Origin of the sequence: Anaeromassilibacillus sp. SJQ-1 (assembly GCF_046693725.1) — a bacterium.
Lineage (GTDB): Bacteria > Bacillota > Clostridia > Oscillospirales > Acutalibacteraceae > Anaeromassilibacillus.
The window spans coordinates 1-14,574 of sequence record NZ_JBKEIV010000011.1; the positions used below are offsets into that span (position 1 = coordinate 1).

General features: G+C 48.7%; 17 protein-coding genes and 3 pseudogenes. 15 read left to right on the forward strand and 5 right to left on the reverse strand.

The window, feature by feature from the left end:
• Positions 1-112 precede the first annotated feature (112 nt).
• The 4 genes and pseudogenes from ybeY to ACGCCZ_RS04070 all read right to left on the reverse strand — a co-directional run.
• A pseudogene (gene ybeY, locus ACGCCZ_RS04055) lies at positions 113-583 on the reverse strand (rRNA maturation RNase YbeY); the annotation flags it as partial.
• Between the two features lie 5 nt (positions 584-588).
• Positions 589-1,548: a PhoH family protein gene (locus ACGCCZ_RS04060; RefSeq protein WP_085533236.1), complete on the reverse strand. Its 960-nt coding sequence runs from the start codon at positions 1,546-1,548 to the stop codon at positions 589-591.
• 140 nt (positions 1,549-1,688) lie between these two features.
• Positions 1,689-2,833 (reverse strand): annotated as a pseudogene (locus tag ACGCCZ_RS04065) (sporulation protein YqfD).
• 61 nt (positions 2,834-2,894) lie between these two features.
• Positions 2,895-3,089, reverse strand: a complete 195-nt coding sequence (locus tag ACGCCZ_RS04070) for a YabP/YqfC family sporulation protein (RefSeq protein WP_411655349.1) — start codon at positions 3,087-3,089, stop codon at positions 2,895-2,897.
• A gap of 232 nt (positions 3,090-3,321) precedes the next feature.
• On the opposite strand from ACGCCZ_RS04070, the gene ACGCCZ_RS04075 reads away from it, so the two are divergent.
• From ACGCCZ_RS04075 to ACGCCZ_RS04145, 14 genes and pseudogenes are all read left to right on the forward strand, one after another.
• Complete coding sequence (locus ACGCCZ_RS04075) at positions 3,322-4,386, forward strand: hypothetical protein (RefSeq protein ID WP_054324388.1); 1,065 nt, start codon at positions 3,322-3,324, stop codon at positions 4,384-4,386.
• 81 nt (positions 4,387-4,467) lie between these two features.
• Entirely contained in the window at positions 4,468-4,689 is a 222-nt protein-coding gene (locus ACGCCZ_RS04080; RefSeq protein WP_054324389.1) for a hypothetical protein, read from the forward strand.
• 76 nt (positions 4,690-4,765) lie between these two features.
• Complete coding sequence (locus ACGCCZ_RS15795; RefSeq protein WP_161803694.1) at positions 4,766-5,776, forward strand: GNAT family N-acetyltransferase; 1,011 nt, start codon at positions 4,766-4,768, stop codon at positions 5,774-5,776.
• 107 nt (positions 5,777-5,883) lie between these two features.
• Positions 5,884-6,609: an ABC transporter ATP-binding protein gene (locus ACGCCZ_RS04095; RefSeq protein ID WP_085533238.1), complete on the forward strand. Its 726-nt coding sequence runs from the start codon at positions 5,884-5,886 to the stop codon at positions 6,607-6,609.
• On the forward strand, positions 6,609-7,529 hold the full coding sequence (locus tag ACGCCZ_RS04100; protein ID WP_085533240.1) for a SufB/SufD family protein: 921 nt from the start codon (positions 6,609-6,611) through the stop codon (positions 7,527-7,529). Before ACGCCZ_RS04095 ends, ACGCCZ_RS04100 begins: the two co-directional genes overlap by 1 nt.
• Positions 7,530-7,773: 244 nt before the next feature.
• Positions 7,774-8,676 (forward strand): AraC family transcriptional regulator, encoded by a 903-nt coding sequence (locus tag ACGCCZ_RS04105; RefSeq protein ID WP_085533242.1) that lies wholly within the window; start codon positions 7,774-7,776, stop codon positions 8,674-8,676.
• 167 nt (positions 8,677-8,843) lie between these two features.
• On the forward strand, positions 8,844-10,286 hold the full coding sequence (locus ACGCCZ_RS04110) for an FAD-dependent oxidoreductase (RefSeq protein WP_411655350.1): 1,443 nt from the start codon (positions 8,844-8,846) through the stop codon (positions 10,284-10,286).
• A gap of 104 nt (positions 10,287-10,390) precedes the next feature.
• Positions 10,391-10,915 carry a hypothetical protein gene (locus ACGCCZ_RS04115; RefSeq protein WP_054324392.1) on the forward strand — a complete coding sequence of 175 codons (525 nt, stop codon included), beginning with the start codon at positions 10,391-10,393 and terminating at the stop codon, positions 10,913-10,915.
• Positions 10,896-11,084, forward strand: a complete 189-nt coding sequence (locus ACGCCZ_RS04120; RefSeq protein ID WP_054324393.1) for a hypothetical protein — start codon at positions 10,896-10,898, stop codon at positions 11,082-11,084. The genes ACGCCZ_RS04115 and ACGCCZ_RS04120 overlap by 20 nt, the downstream gene beginning before the upstream one ends.
• Complete coding sequence (locus ACGCCZ_RS04125) at positions 11,057-11,158, forward strand: DUF4982 domain-containing protein (protein ID WP_411655355.1); 102 nt, start codon at positions 11,057-11,059, stop codon at positions 11,156-11,158. Before ACGCCZ_RS04120 ends, ACGCCZ_RS04125 begins: the two co-directional genes overlap by 28 nt.
• Before the next feature lie 3 nt (positions 11,159-11,161).
• Positions 11,162-11,473 carry a hypothetical protein gene (locus ACGCCZ_RS04130; RefSeq protein WP_411655351.1) on the forward strand — a complete coding sequence of 104 codons (312 nt, stop codon included), beginning with the start codon at positions 11,162-11,164 and terminating at the stop codon, positions 11,471-11,473.
• A gap of 382 nt (positions 11,474-11,855) precedes the next feature.
• Entirely contained in the window at positions 11,856-12,110 is a 255-nt protein-coding gene (locus ACGCCZ_RS04135; RefSeq protein ID WP_054324395.1) for a hypothetical protein, read from the forward strand.
• Positions 12,111-12,544: 434 nt separating this feature from the next.
• Positions 12,545-12,721: pseudogene (locus ACGCCZ_RS04140) on the forward strand (NPCBM/NEW2 domain-containing protein); the annotation flags it as partial.
• A 63-nt stretch (positions 12,722-12,784) separates the two neighbouring features.
• The gene (locus ACGCCZ_RS04145; protein ID WP_411655352.1) at positions 12,785-13,000 is read left to right on the forward strand and encodes a dockerin type I domain-containing protein; all 216 of its coding nucleotides are present in this window, start codon (positions 12,785-12,787) and stop codon (positions 12,998-13,000) included.
• A gap of 179 nt (positions 13,001-13,179) precedes the next feature.
• On the opposite strand, the gene ACGCCZ_RS04150 is transcribed toward ACGCCZ_RS04145, so the two are convergent.
• Positions 13,180-13,539: a hypothetical protein gene (locus ACGCCZ_RS04150; RefSeq protein ID WP_411655353.1), complete on the reverse strand. Its 360-nt coding sequence runs from the start codon at positions 13,537-13,539 to the stop codon at positions 13,180-13,182.
• Between the two features lie 27 nt (positions 13,540-13,566).
• Between ACGCCZ_RS04150 and ACGCCZ_RS04155 the strand changes: the two genes are divergently transcribed.
• Positions 13,567-14,538, forward strand: a complete 972-nt coding sequence (locus ACGCCZ_RS04155) for a hypothetical protein (protein ID WP_411655354.1) — start codon at positions 13,567-13,569, stop codon at positions 14,536-14,538.
• Positions 14,539-14,574: the final 36 nt, after the last annotated feature.

Below are 14,574 nucleotides of genomic sequence, written 5' to 3' on the forward strand. Positions count from 1 at the left end.
TTCGTTCGGTTATGCAGCCGATATTTGACCAGAACAACTCCATACTCGTGTGAGTTTTCGCATTTATCGTGAAACGCTTTCGCGTTTTTGGTGCGCCGCTTTCAGCTGAAGCAGGCAAACCGAGTTGTGTCATGACCTGCTCTTCTTTTTCACGCATACGCACACGATCCATTCCACCGCGCTCATGATCGTATCCCAACAGATGCAACATCGAGTGCGCTGTGAGATAACCGACCTCACGATCCAGCCCATGGCCGTAGCAGTCCGCCTGTTCCACCGCTTTTTCCATGGAGATTACAATGTCCCCCAATATCTTTGCGCCAGTGGCGTGGTTCTCATCATAGACGCCGTTCTCCCCCATCGGGAATGAGAGAACGTCTGTGGGCATATCCTTATTGCGATACTGCTTATTCAGCTGCTGAATCTGTTTGTTATCCACAAACGTCACGCTGATTTCAGCGGGCTCGCTAAACCCCTCCATACGCAGCACTGCATTGCAGCAGCGGCGCACCAACATACGCAGGCCCGTGGGGATCTTTACTGCTTTTTGCCGATTGTCGATGATAACTCTGACTTTTTCCATGATAGCTAACGCCTGCCTTCCTGATATTTTTCATAAGCTTTGATAATGTCCTGCACCAAACGGTGGCGAACCACATCCTTTTCGTTAAAGGTAACTTGGGCGATGTCGTCCACGTTGCGCAGGATTTTAATGGCTTCTTTCAAGCCCGAATGGCGGCCATCCGGGAGGTCGATCTGCGTGACGTCACCGGTAATGACCATTTTGGAGCCAAAGCCCAGGCGGGTCAAGAACATTTTCATCTGTTCCGGCGTGGTGTTTTGCGCCTCGTCCAGAATGATGAAGCTGTCGTCCAATGTCCTTCCGCGCATATAAGCCAACGGGGCAACCTCGATGTTGCCGCGCTCCACATACCGCTGATAGGTTTCCGCCCCTAACATATCAAACAAAGCATCATACAGGGGCCGCAGATAGGGGTCCACCTTCTGCTGCAGATCACCGGGTAAAAAGCCCAGTTTCTCGCCCGCCTCCACCGCTGGGCGGGTGAGGATGATTCGGTTCACCTGCTGCGCACGAAACGCTGTGACGGCCAGCGCTACAGCCAGGTAGGTCTTTCCAGTACCCGCTGGTCCGACGCCGATCGTGATGGTATTTTCCTTAATCGCACTGCAATATTTTTTCTGGCCCAAGGTTTTAGGCTTCACGGGCTTCCCTTTAGAAGTGACACAGATACAGTCCCCTGCAAGGGACTCAATCTTTTCTTCCGTCCCCTCATTGACCAATGCAATGCAATACCGCACATTTTGCTCGCTCAATGCCTCGCCACGGTTAATCAGGGTCAGGAGGCTCTCAATAACACGAACGGCCTTTGCCACGTTCTCCGGCTCGCCGCTCACTTTGATCTCTGATCCCCGTCCAACCACATTGACAGCATATTCATTTTCAATCAACTTAATATTCTCGTCGAAGCTACCGAAGAGTGCTACAGCCTGCTCCATCCGGTCAATATTGATTCTTTGCTCAAACATTCTTAAATCTCCAACTGGGCACGGAAAATTTCCATGGTTTTTACCCCCGTGCCACTGCTTTCCACACCTATCAGAATAAATTGATTATAGCACACATAAATTCGTTCGTCATTAATTTGACCGCAAAATTCATAAAAAAATCAAGATTGCAGAAAAACTTCGGACTCGACGCCGATATTCTCTTCGCAATTCACATCCACACGATAGTAAAGAACCCCATCCCGTACCTCTACGGTCTCCTGCTGCGCGGTTATCGTTGCATCCCCCAGCTGCTCCTTCTGTTGGATTGCCACTTCCTCGCGGGCCTTTTGGAGCGCTTCTTCTTGGGACATCGGCACAACCTGGCGCATCTCTTCAATCCAGTTTTCTTTATAAAAAGAGACGGGCAACAAGGAATCCATTACCTTGAGACGAACCTGTTCTGCCTCAAGGCGGTAAGTACCGTCCGGTTTTCCAGTAAAGCTCAGCGGTATCCGCAGCCCAAATACGGTGGCGCTTCGGCGAGTCACAATATGCCCGGTTTCCTGCGCAATCTCCTTTTGCATCTCGACTTGCGTGGTGAAGGTATGCTGCGTCGCCGCGATAATTTTCCCCGCCGCATGTTTCAATGTGTTTCCGCCATAGGTGTCCTCGACAACGGCATTCAGGAGTAATTGCCCCTCTACAACCGCGTCGCCCTCTTTACCTCCGGCGTACCGGCATAGACCTCCATATAAAGAATCTGTCCCGTCGCCTTTGCCAGAATATTACATGCACGTTTATTGGCCTCCAAATCCGGCTTCTCGGAAAGCTCCTCCAACTCAATGCGGATTAAACATCCAGAAGTATTGACCGACAACCAACTTGTCTGTGGGAACGCGTTCATCAATTGCTCTTGTAAAAGCTTCGCCTGTATATCCTTCTTCCATACGCCGGGCTTTAATCCCAGTTCAGACGCTACGGATTCAATCTGTGCGGTTGGAATTCCCACATTCCCTGAAACCTCTACGCTCCAAACGTGCAGGGAGAGTATCTGAACAAGCAGAAATGCGAGGATTGCCCCCACCACCAGCCCCTTTCGCCGGCGCAGGAAGGCCAGGCGAAAGGGCAGCCCCCGGCGTTCTCTTACCTTCAGGACGCATTTGGTCTTTCTGGCAGACGGCAAGAGATGCCGGTAGCCACCTGCCAAAATGCAGGCTGTAAAGTCCTCCTTTTTCTCAATATTCCAAAGGCTGATCCCACTGCGCGCACATTGGTTCAAAAACGGTTCCGGCGCACCATGTATGGAAAAGCGGACGGTACCCATCACCCAGCGAAGAGCATGTAATACGACCACGCACAATCCTTCCTTTCCAAGTTTGGGTGTGTTACGAGAGAAACTCAATCCCTGTAATGAACCCCTCCACCACCAGAGAATCCGCGGTTAGGCACCGGATCACCAAGCAACGTCCTGTAAAGCGGAGTGTCATTCTCCCTGCACGAACACGCACGACGTCTGTGTCGTATTCCAACACACCCCGGCATCCCTCCACAACGACCTCTCGATTCCCTTTGATTTCCATATATGAGGACATGGGGAGGCTATTCCCTTTGTGTATTCGCTTATTTTCCGCTTTTTTCTCCGCCAATCGGCCTCACCCCAAACACGTGTTTTCCTGTTGTACTCTCATAAACGTATGCGTCCAAACGTACAAATAAAACTTCCCATACAAAAAAGTCCCCTCTTTGGGTCTGAACTGTGCGTAAACGCTCATATGATTGGGACGAACCTGTTTAACAAGGGAGGCCCTCTTCATGAAAAAAAGCCTTTTGCATCTATTTCTACCCGCAAGTGTGCTCTGCGCTGCCTGTGCATTGCTCTTCTACCCTGCTCAAGCTGCGGCTGGGGCGAAACGTGGGATTGGGTATTGCATAGACATTTTGATTCCCTCCCTCTTCCCCTTTATGGCCCTATCCGTATTCGTCGTAAAGTCCGGCCTTTCTGCCTCCCTTGGACGCCTTGCGGCAGGCCCGTGCCGCCTATTCTTTGGACTCCCAGGCAGCGCAGCAGCGGCGATTCTGATGAGTATGGTGGGAGGATATCCGGTTGGGGCGCGTGCTGTCGCTGCACTTTGTCAGGAAGGGGAAATCACGCCCAAAGAGGCCGCCCGTATGCTTTGCTTTTGTGTCAATTCCGGGCCTGCATTTGTCCTCAGTGTGGTGGGAATGGGCCTTCTTCACAATCCACAGGCGGGGGTAATTCTTCTAGTGTCCCAGCTCTCCGCTTCCCTACTGCTGGGCGGCTTGTGCAGCATTGGCGTTTCACGCAGACGGCAGGGCCAGGCCATTCCCTCAAAAAGATTGGATGCCGCGCAAGCCTTGATCGGTTCTGCTTCCGATGCAGCCCGTTCCATGCTCTCTATGTGTTGTTTTGTGATTCTGTTCGCTGTTTTACTAGATCTTTTGCGGGTATTTGTCACCTCTCCCACGGTATCCATGCTTCTTTCTATCTTGCTGGAAGTGACTGGCGGATGCAGCGATGCGGCGCAGCAAAACCTTCCTCTGTGGATTCTCTCCTTCACAATTGGATGGGGCGGCATCTGTGTACATTTTCAAATTCTTTCTTCGGTTTCCGGTATTCCCATCCGTATGCCCCGCTTTATGCTGTTCCGTCTGCTACACGGCCTCCTGGCCGGCGGTATCACCTTCGGCCTGTGCATGCTTTTTCCCGACGCCGCGCCGGTTTTTGGCAACACAACCGCCCCTCTCCGCGGTACCTTAGTCGGTTCTGTTCCAGCCGCTGCGGCCATTGTCGGCCTGTGTATCCTTCTTCTATTGCAATGCCGGAAAGGGAATTCGATGGAAACCGCAAAGGAATAGTGGAATTCTTATTAAAATTCTGCTATAATAGTTAGCCCACGGTATAAGCCCTGTGGGATACCATTGAAGGAGATACGAAATATGGCTTGGAAAGGGATCAAACAGTTTTTTCGCAAGGATATAGAGGTTCGCTGTGAATACTGCATACACAGCTCCGACTTCGATGGAGCCTGTGTTTGTCAATTGGGAAAATATCGAACTCCGGAAGGAGACTGCCGCAAATTTGCGTATGACCCGCTCAAACGTACCCCGCAGAATCTTCCCCCTCTGCGTGAATATGACCCGGAGGATTTCAAGCTATAATCCGAATACCCGGCTTCCCTGGATGTCCTACTGCCGGGGACGCCGGGTATTTTACAAATGAGGAAGGAAATCGAACATGGACAAGCCAACCAGAGAACACAACGATTATCACATCCGCTTCGCCCAAGAGACGGACATTCCAGCAATTTTGGGTTTTATTCGCGCGCTGGCCGACTATGAACACATGTCCGATCAAGTCGTCGCCAACAGCGCCCTTCTTCGGGAGTGGCTATTTGAAAAGAAGAAGGCAGAGGTTTTGATCGGCGAGGAATGTGGAGTACCCGTCGGCTTTGCCCTCTTCTTTCACAATTTTTCCACCTTTTTAGGGCGTGCTGGGATCTATCTCGAGGATCTGTTTGTGCTTCCGGAAAAGCGTGGAAACGGGTATGGAAAAGCCCTTTTAGAGCGTCTCGCCGCCCTTACCGTTTCACGTGGTTGCGGACGGCTGGAATGGAGTTGTTTAGACTGGAATCAGCCGAGCATTAAATTTTACCGTTCAATGGGTGCAACCCCCATGAGCGAATGGACCACCTACCGGCTTACAGGCGACACCCTACGCTCTATTGCACGTCAGAGCGCCTCACAACGCCTGGAAATTCGCCCTCTTGAGGAACCGCTGTTTGAAGAATATGGACGTATGCATGCCCTTACTTGGCGTTCCGCCTACCGCGGTATTCTGCCGGACGCGTTTCTCGCTGAAGAGTATACGCCGGAAAAGCGAACCGCCGCTCTTCGTGAGTTTTGGAAAGCTCGCACCAACGAGTCCTTTTATCTCGTCTATGTAGATGGCGCTCCCGGTGGCATGCTGGCCTTCTGTCCCACAGAGAATCCTTTTGTGGGGGATGTCAAAGCCCTGTATCTTCTTCCAGAATTTCAAGGGCAGGGGTTCGGCCGGATATTGATGGACCGGGCACTGGCAGAACTCAAATCGTTGGGTTGCCGTGAGGCGGTCCTCTGGGTTCTCGAAGAAAATCAGCGGGCGCGCGCTTTCTATGAGCATTGCGGATTTCTTGCCGACGAAGGCCGTCAAGAGCTTACTCTAGGAAAACCGGTCCTTGTCGTACGTTATCGCAGACAAATTGCGTAGATGCATTGCATTTTTTGCATGGCATTGGTATAATAAAGACAAATTGGAGAAAATTTATCTACAATAAAAGGGACCGCTCATGTTGCTGTCCCTTTGGAGGAATTCTTATGCTGGAATTAAAAAATATTTCTCTCAACCTTGCAAATAGCAAGGACATTTTAAACAATGTTTCTCTCAATGTAGAGAGTGGAAAATTTGTCGTAATCACTGGACCAAACGGCGGTGGAAAATCCACACTGGCTAAGGTGGTTGCCGGTATTTTTAAGCCCACGTCCGGCCAGATCCTTTTTGACGGCCAAGACATTACCAACACCAGTATCACCCATCGCGCGCGCATCGGCATCAGCTATGCGTTCCAACAGCCAGTCCGTTTCAAGGGAATTAAGGTTCGCGATCTCATCACATTGGCCGCTGGACGGGAACTGACCACCTCTGGGGTATGCGAATATCTCTCAGAAGTGGGCCTCTGCGCACGGGACTATGTGGACCGCGAGGTCAATGCAAGTCTTTCCGGCGGCGAAATCAAACGAATTGAGATCGCTATGGTTATGGCGCGCGGGACGAAGCTTTCCATTTTTGACGAGCCGGAAGCCGGAATCGACCTTTGGAGTTTCCAAAATCTGATCCAAGTATTTCGCAAACTGCACGACGGTATCCACGGTTCTTCCATCATCATCATCTCCCATCAGGAGCGTATTATGGAGATTGCTGATGAAATCATCGTCCTTTCCAATGGAAAAGTCTTGACACAGGGTACGCGCGACGAAGTATTGCCAAAGCTGCTGGGTGGAACGGATACCTGCCATTTCTGCCCAAGAGAGGAGGGTGTATAATGGACAACATCGCCAAAAAATTGTTGGAACTGGTTGCAGATTGGAAGGGAGAACCGACCAAGTCTGCCTTTAATATCCGTGAAGACACGGAGTGCGCTGGCAGGCAGAATACAGAAAATGTCCGCATCGAAACCAAAACAGACCGCCCCGGTATTGACATCATCGTCAAAAACAACACCAAGGGCGAAAAGATATACATTCCTGCACTCGTGACACACAGTGGGGTTAAAGATTTGGTATACAATGATTTTTATATCGGAGAAAATGCGGATGTCACGATTGTCGCTGGTTGCGGCGTCAATACCGATGGCTGTGACGGGGCTGAACACAACGGTATCCATCGCTTCTTCTTGGAAAAGAATGCACGGGTTGTCTATGTAGAAAAGCACATTGGTATGGGCGAAGGCACCGGTGAACGCATCATCAATCCGCAGACATATATTGAAGCGGCCGAAGGAAGTTACATGGAAATGGAAACCACTCAGATCAAAGGAGTGGATTCCACCAAACGCTTTTCCAAAGCTGTTTTACAGGACCGTGCAAAATTGGTCATTAAAGAAAAGATTATGACCCATGGTAAACAGTACGCCGAGACAAGCTTTGAAGTAGACCTGAATGGAACGGATTCCAGCGCGCATCTCGTCTCCCGCTCGGTTGCGCGGGACGATTCCAAACAGCTCTTTTTGTCCAAGGTCAACGGCAATGCTAAATGTGCTGGGCACTCGGAGTGTGACGCAATCATCATGGACAACGGTTCTGTGAGCGCTATTCCGGAGATCAGCGCCAACTGCGTGGATGCCGCCTTGATTCATGAAGCAGCCATTGGGAAAATTGCCGGGGAACAGCTTATCAAACTTATGACGCTTGGGTTAACCGAAAAAGAGGCGGAAACTCGTATCGTTGAAGGATTCTTAGAATAATTTATTTGTTTATTCAATAAAGATACCATTGAATGTTCTTGCTTTACATTCGATGGTATCTTCTATTTTTTGCGCGTAATTAACCTTTTCTTTCCATAAAATGCACAAATCCCGTCCTTTTCCTGTATATTATTCATAGTAATATCTTGAATATTTCCAAATTTTAGTGTAAAATAGTTCTGTCGATTATATCCTTAACTGGTTTTAAAGGTGTAGAACAGAACAAGGGAAATGTGGTGAAGATATGGATATTTCCGGTCTGTGGATCGATCAAGAAATCGTGCTCGATTGTCTGATCTCCGTACATTATTATGAATATACGCGAGATTTTGCTTCTCCTAAAGTCACATACAGCCACTGGGAGTTTCTCTATGTAGACAATGGAGAGGTAGAGGTGACCGTTGAGAACGCAACATACCTTCTGCGCAAAGGTGACATCATTTTTCATAAGCCCGAGGAGACGCATAGTGTGTCTGTCCGAGGGATACATAATCCCCATCTCATCATGGTGAACTTCGGATGCCATTCTCCAGCAATGCGTTTCTTTGAGCGCAAAATATTGCGTGTCAGTGATTCCGAAAGCCTTCTGTTGGCTACGATGATCCGCGAGGCACGTAATGCGTTCGCTACCCCCTTGGATGCCCCCAAAGCAAATTCACTGGAGCGGCGCGATAATGCTCCATTTGGCGCCGAACAGCTGATTCGAATCAGTTTGGAACAGATGCTGATCGATCTGATCCGAAAGGGAAATGTGGTCAATCCCAATCTGAAGATTTCCTCTTCCATCCGAGAGAAGGCCAATCAGGACATCTTCACCAAGATCATCACCTATTTGGGAAGCAATGTACATCGCAGCCTCACCCTGGACGACGTTTGCCAGGATAACCTCATCGGACGTTCCAACCTTCAAAAAATGTTTCGCGCTAAAACCGGCGGCGGTGTAATGGAATACTTTTGCCGGCTAAAAATTGAGGCCGCCAAGCGTCTCATCCGGCAAGGTGGGCAAAATTTTACTGAAATCGCACATGCTTTGGGCTTCTCAACCATTCATTATTTTTCCCGACGGTTTAAGGCCGTCACCGGTATGACGCCAACAGAATATGCATCCTCGGTCAAATTGCGCGCCGAAGAGGATGTTCCTGTTTAACCTTTTCCTTCGCATATGATTTGCCTGTTCCTTTTTCCATTGTATATTTTTTCCGCCTTTTCAAACAATAGGAGTATATCTTCTTTGTGGAAGGGCGGTTTTCTTATGAATTCAGAAGTACACTTCAAAGCGCATAGAATTGCGATCGAGAAGGAGGGAATTTTCCTATGACCGATTCCCTCTGGGTAAAAACGACAGAACTTCCCAGTTATCCTCCACTGCGTGAAGAAATCCGTGCCGATGTCGCCGTCATCGGCGGCGGTATGGCTGGAATATTAACCGCCACCTTTTTGGCTAAAGCGGGACTGCACCCCGTAGTTTTAGAGGCAGAGCAAGTTGGAAGTGGGCAGACCAAAAATACCACTGCAAAAATTACCTCTCAACACGGCCTTCTCTATGCACATCTAATTGAGCAGTTTGGAGAAGACCTTGCGCAACAATATGCCCATGCCAATCAACAAGCCGTGTCACAATATCGCACGTTGATCGCCGAACAGGACATCGACTGCGCATTCACCCTATCCCCCGCCTATTTATACTCCACCTTAGCGGAGGAACCTCTTGTGCAAGAGGCACAAGCCGCCCGGCGGTTAGGAATCGATGCGAGCTTTACACGACATACAGAACTCCCCTTCTCCGTCCGTGCAGCGCTCCGATTTGATGGACAGGGCCATTTTCATCCTTTGCACTTTTTAAAAGCTCTCTTATCCTCTTTGGAAATTTATGAACACACCCCTGTTCTGTCCATCGACCAAAACCAGCTTGTAACCCCACATGGAATTGTGAACGCAGAGGCGGTCGTCTTTGCTTGTCATTATCCTTTCATCAACTCCCCCGGTTACTATTTTATTCGGATGCATCAGGAGAGAAGTTATGTATTAGCATTGGAGAATGCCGGAAATATGGAGGGAATGTATCTGGGAATTGACGAAAGTGGACTTTCCTTTCGCCCTTATGGCACATATCTTCTGCTTGGAGGAGGAAGCCATCGATCTGGAGAAAATACCGCAGGTGGACGATACGAACGACTGCGCCGGTTGGCACAGCAGTATTGGCCGAAAAGCCGCGAGGTAGCCGCTTGGTCTGCACAGGATTGTATGACCTTAGATGGTATTCCTTATATCGGGCCATTTTCTTCTTCCACCCCGAATTGGTATGTCGCAACCGGATTCCAAAAATGGGGGATGACCAGCTCCATGGTAGCGGCACAGCTGTTGACCGATCAAATTTTAGGGCGTAAAAATCCGGATGCCGCTGTGTTTTCCCCTCAGCGATTTAAGCCATCTGCATCTGCCAAAATGCTGATTGAAGAAACCGCCCACGCCACAACGGGTCTGACGAAAACCTTCTTCGATCCGCCTCGTACCGAATTGGAAACTCTTCCAATAGGACACGGCGGCATTGTAGAATACAATGGTCAAAAGGCGGGGATATACAAGGATGAAAAAGGGGAAATCTTTGTCGTATCAGTGAAATGTCCACACCTGGGATGCCAATTGGAATGGAATCCGGACGAAAAAAGTTGGGACTGCCCTTGCCACGGGTCACGGTTTGACTATAAGGGAAATCTTTTGGATAATCCAGCACAAACGGATCTTCCGCACAAATAATTTCCAGCCTCGTTGCAAAAGCGGAACATCCAACAGGCCTTATTGCAACAGAGTCACAAGGTTATAATGTCAACATCAATGGAAAAGACGAGATTGCCGATTTTATGTATGGGCATCCGGAGTCGGGCGCATTGGATAAATCGGTCAAGGCGCTTGATTTGTGCAGAAGTTTGGAGATAGTTACACCGAAGACTCCAGTGACTTTCAGGGGCACAGAACCGCAAGAAGGCTTTTTTCCCAAACCGGCCAGTATTATTCCCGGCGGTGAAGAAAGGATGCTTCCACAGGCGAATAACCGCCTGTTGAACCGCGATCATCTACACGGTATTTATCCGGACCGTGAGGAGAGCTTGCGCCAAAAATACCGAAACCAGGAAGCAAATCCCGCCTATGTCGGCGCAACTATGTGGACCGGTATCCATAGCCGCGGTTATGGCAGTAAAATGAGTCTGACCGGTATCTGGGACCCGTATCGCCTGCCAAAATTCGCTTACTATGCATTCGAAAGCCAGCGTCCGGTTGAGAAGGACCCGTATCTGGAATTAAAAGGAGTCAAAACAGGCCCCTTCCCTGTTCATCGCCAGCTACTGGACCGAAGAGGCGCCGGTATTGGACAAGGCAAAATTTAATGAGCCAGCCATTGGAACGGATGAAGAACGAGAAATCTATGTATACAGCAATGCGGACAATGTAACTTTGACCGTAGAAAAGAATGGCGAGATTTTGTGGTCAGCAGAACATCAGAAACCGCTGATAAACGAAAACACAAAATGCCGCATGCTCCATTTGAGTTTTTAGACGTTCCATATACCTCCGGTTCTACCTTGAAGGCGGTTGGTTATAAGGAAGAAGGTCGTATCATTGCTTCTTAGGAAGTGACGACCGCTGGAGAATCCGCACAAATTCAATTAGTCGCAGATTACGAAGGCGTTGATTTTGTCGCAGATGGTTCTGATTTAATCCGTGTTTACGTATATGTTCTGGATCAGGACGGAAACCTCTGTCCAGAGACTGCAAATAAGATTCAGTACCACACATCGGTCTATGCATCTGTCGGCGGCGGAGAGAAACGTGTCGGGTCGAATCCAGTGAATGCAGAGGCTGGTATTACGACTGTACCCTGCCGACGTTTCGAATATGGCAGATGCACAGCCAACCGTCGTGACTGCATTGAACATGCACAATGACCTTGTCATAGAAATAACTTCTGCATCCGGAACTGGCAAAAAACAGTATACGGTTCCTATCGACGGCGATTTCGACTAAAGTATGCAAACAGATTTGATACAGTAGATTGCTTTGTACCCGGTCACAATGGGGCGAATGGGTGGTATTATCAGGAACTTAACAAAAACACCGGTGAATGGGCCACTATTGCGGACAACAAAGCAAGCTATTATCAAGGATACGGCTTTTGGCGTGGACAAGAATATGGTGCAGAGTTGGTCCGGTATTTATCCATCCAGGCGATAAACATTTCAATTCAGTCAAAACCTTTATTGCACCAAAAGCTGGTAAGGTAGAACTCACCTCTCATATTACCTCCCAGGGGGCCGTGTAAAAGTATTCATGATCAAAAACAATGTAAAATTGTGGCCATCGGATTCTAACGGCTTCATAATACAAAAAGGTTCAGAGGACCTCTCCCTGCATATTGCTCTTCAGAAAGGTGACGCCCTACAGTTTGTATTGGACACCAATGGAGATAATGGACAGGATGCAACTTATATGATTGCAACCGTTACCTATCAGGAGGCCGATCCGATAGAAGAACTGGTCATCTCTGGCCTGATACATTGGCAGCACCGGTTGGAGAACGATTGACCTCTGCCTATAGCGTTGCCGGAAAAAACGCAAATGGCGATATGATTATGGCATACCCGTATTCTGGAGCTTAAAAGATCCTTACAAAGGCATTAGCATTACGGATTTCTGAAGATGACGTTTTGTCCATTTCAACAGATGTAAACATAGGAACCTATGTACTGGTGGCTAAATCGGAGGAAATGGGCCTACTGGCAGAGAAATCCATAACAGTCGAAAGAACCTCTATCTTTTATCTCAGTGACCTTGGATGGGATTCCGAAACTCATTCAAGTGGAGCCCTGGTAAAAGGCCATCCGGTATATTGGGAGGGCAATCAGATGTCTTTCAATTCCCCGAATAGTAAGCCGGCTTTCGAAAAGGGAATCGGGGCCGATTCAAATACCACCCTTGTTTTCGATGTAGAAGGCAAAAACTAGGAAACCTTTGAAGCATATATTGGCATCGATATGGCAGCCCCCAATAAAGATTACGGTGGTGGCGAAAGTATTTTCCGCATTTATAAGGATGGCAGGATGATTTATGAGAGTCCTGTTATGCAAAGGGATGACGACTGTATATATGTGAACCAGAATATCCACAGTGCGAAAGAAATCCAGCTTGAAGTATAGGTCAATGATAATCCAGAGGCAAAATACAACGGTTGGGCTGATTGGGCAGATGCAAAATTCGTGATGGAGGAACAAGTCGGAATCATTCCAAGCGTTATCAACGAAGATGGGGTTTTAGATGAAGATGATCTGTCCCAACTGCAGGATGTACTTCTCGGACGAATTCCATGGGAGGATAGTATGGTAACAGTAGCTGATATGAATAAAGATGGCCAACTCGATATTTTCGATCTGATATTGATAAAGTTAAAAATAGAATCCATCTCTGATTCCGAGTAATCTTCACTCTTTGGTGTCACCAATAAAACATCTTTAGGCAACACTATGCGAAGTAAGAAGTCACCGCCTTTTAACGTCTAATGTTTCTTCCCACAAAAAAGCGAAGCCCCTGCGCCGGTTTTCCCGGTGCAGGGACTTTTGTCTGATATAGGGGCTCTGCTGTAAAGAGGGCTGCTTCTTTAACTTTTATTATGGGAATCTTTCTCCTTACTGGTTTTCCAAAAGTCTTTTATTACTCCCATAGCAAAAATTTTCCTCCTACTCTTTTGATTTCTAACTGGGATAACGTTGTCCGGCCTATGGTTGTCGTGCAATGCAGGCTTTACATTCTGAAAGACTTGGCAATGTCGTATAGATACTCCTATTCTATCCCAACTTGTGTGTACTTTCACCCGGCGATGTATAACGTCTTGCTCTCTTACAGAAGCTTCCTGCTGACGGTCTCCAGCATTGTCTCCTGTATCTCCAACTGCACAATAATCGGATTTGTACCCAGACCTTGTAAAAAGATGGCCCAGCAGGGATTTCCATTTTCTCATTTGGAAACCGCCTGCTGGGCCATATCGGTGGAACGTCTCTGCCTGTACCTTCCTACATGTCCGGCCTCTTATTTCTCTTATAAGAAACAGACCGATGATAATACGTCTGGAAAGTTACCGGTTCGAAGTATTGCACTTTTGGAAGTGCCTGCTTCTATCTTGCCGATATACCGATCTGAGACATCCCATATTCTTTTTTGCTCTTACGAACTCTTATGCTACCGTTACCATGAAATGCAGTTTTACATCCTGGCCTTGCAGGGCCGTATAAGCACCCGCACCTCTGGCCCGGTGGACGCACAGCGTCTTCCACGCCTGCGGCGTCTCCTACGCAAGCCTTCTGCTATCGGCTGCCGGGTGCTTGATCGAATATGTACACGTTTATACCTTACACAAATTACCCGGCGTTCAGACAATGGTTACCGTGCAATGCAGTTTCGCATCCTGACCCGGCAGGGTGGTGTAAACCTGTGCTCTGGCACGGTGGACGCACAGCGTCTTCCACGCCTGCGGCGTTTCCTGAGCAAGCTTTCTGCTATCGGCTGCCGGGTGCTTGATAGAATATGTACACGTTTATACCTTACACAAATTACCCGGCGTTCAGCCAATGGTTACCGTGCAATGCAGCTTCGCATTCTGGTCTGGCAGGGGTGGTGTAAACACCTGTGCTCTGGCCCGGCGGACCACAGCGCCTTTCGGCCTGCAATCTTTTGCTTCCTTTTGGAAATTCCCATACATTTTATCTTTCACTTACATCCAAGTACACAAAGTCTCAAAGCCGCAAAATCCCCACTCCGGGAAACCGGAGCGGGGATTGTGCTTTTGCGAAAGGGGCTCCCTTCGCTCAATTTACTAAGATGTCCGCCAAGGATGGCTGGGCCATGCTCCTGTGGGTACACAGCGCCTTTCGAACCTTCGGCGTTTCCTGCAAAAGCGTGCTTCCGTCAACGGTTGCCCAATGGAATGGCTTGTGTCTTTTGCTCGCTCTCCAGCATTTAACCAACGGTTACCGTGCAATGCAGTTCTGCATTCTGG

Bases quoted from the DNA above. Each gene is read 5' to 3' on its own strand.
- ACGCCZ_RS04100 (WP_085533240.1), top strand. From the start codon at position 6,609: ATGGACAACATCGCCAAAAAATTGTTGGAACTGGTTGCAGATTGGAAG.
- ACGCCZ_RS04060 (WP_085533236.1), bottom strand. From the start codon at position 1,548: ATGTTTGAGCAAAGAATCAATATTGACCGGATGGAGCAGGCTGTAGCA.
- ACGCCZ_RS04110 (WP_411655350.1), top strand. From the start codon at position 8,844: ATGACCGATTCCCTCTGGGTAAAAACGACAGAACTTCCCAGTTATCCT.
- ACGCCZ_RS04070 (WP_411655349.1), bottom strand. From the start codon at position 3,089: ATGGAAATCAAAGGGAATCGAGAGGTCGTTGTGGAGGGATGCCGGGGT.
- ACGCCZ_RS04080 (WP_054324389.1), top strand. From the start codon at position 4,468: ATGGCTTGGAAAGGGATCAAACAGTTTTTTCGCAAGGATATAGAGGTT.
- ACGCCZ_RS04150 (WP_411655353.1), bottom strand. From the start codon at position 13,539: ATGAGAAAATGGAAATCCCTGCTGGGCCATCTTTTTACAAGGTCTGGG.
- ACGCCZ_RS04115 (WP_054324392.1), top strand. From the start codon at position 10,391: ATGTATGGGCATCCGGAGTCGGGCGCATTGGATAAATCGGTCAAGGCG.
- ACGCCZ_RS04075 (WP_054324388.1), top strand. From the start codon at position 3,322: ATGAAAAAAAGCCTTTTGCATCTATTTCTACCCGCAAGTGTGCTCTGC.
- ACGCCZ_RS04125 (WP_411655355.1), top strand. From the start codon at position 11,057: ATGCCGCATGCTCCATTTGAGTTTTTAGACGTTCCATATACCTCCGGT.
- ACGCCZ_RS04135 (WP_054324395.1), top strand. From the start codon at position 11,856: ATGATCAAAAACAATGTAAAATTGTGGCCATCGGATTCTAACGGCTTC.
- ACGCCZ_RS04145 (WP_411655352.1), top strand. From the start codon at position 12,785: ATGGAGGAACAAGTCGGAATCATTCCAAGCGTTATCAACGAAGATGGG.
- ACGCCZ_RS04105 (WP_085533242.1), top strand. From the start codon at position 7,774: ATGGATATTTCCGGTCTGTGGATCGATCAAGAAATCGTGCTCGATTGT.
- ACGCCZ_RS04095 (WP_085533238.1), top strand. From the start codon at position 5,884: ATGCTGGAATTAAAAAATATTTCTCTCAACCTTGCAAATAGCAAGGAC.
- ACGCCZ_RS15795 (WP_161803694.1), top strand. From the start codon at position 4,766: ATGGACAAGCCAACCAGAGAACACAACGATTATCACATCCGCTTCGCC.